The organism is Mesorhizobium sp. M1E.F.Ca.ET.063.01.1.1 (genome assembly GCF_003998155.1).
Lineage (GTDB): Bacteria > Pseudomonadota > Alphaproteobacteria > Rhizobiales > Rhizobiaceae > Mesorhizobium.
The window spans coordinates 1-424 of sequence record NZ_RZSC01001657.1 but is presented as its reverse complement, the minus strand read 5'-3'; the positions used below and the strand labels follow the sequence as shown (position 1 = coordinate 424).

Sequence of the window (424 nt, the reverse complement as noted above, 5' to 3'; positions counted from 1 at the left end):
GAGAGTGGGCGTCGTAGATCAAAAAAAAAGATGGCTGAACGTCATCTTGCCCATGCGCATGAATGAGCGTTGCCCGGGAATTTTCCCGGGCAGGCTTCGTTAAAAAATCAACGGTCGAGATTGAACCAGACGCGCTGTTTCGCGCCCTGATCGTTGGAAATATCGAAAAAATATGGATCTTTGCGCATCGGACGGGCAATGGAAACGACCTGAGTGCAGGTGTTGCCATGATCTCCACCGCCGACCTGTCGATACTGCACGTCCCGATAGTTCAGCCCTGTTTGCCGCCCTTTTGGGTTCCGGCAAACATTGACCACCTTCTCGCACCGGTTGGCCACACCGTTGGAGCTGCTGCGACGATCGTTGTTGTCGCTGGCCGGCTTGTATCCCTCCGGGCAGTTTTCGAATCTCTCAAAGCCAGGCT

1 pseudogene is annotated in these 424 nt (G+C 54.2%); it reads right to left on the bottom strand.

What is annotated here, in order from left to right:
- Positions 1-107 precede the first annotated feature (107 nt).
- Positions 108-424, bottom strand: a pseudogene (locus EOA29_RS42025) (hypothetical protein); the annotation flags it as partial.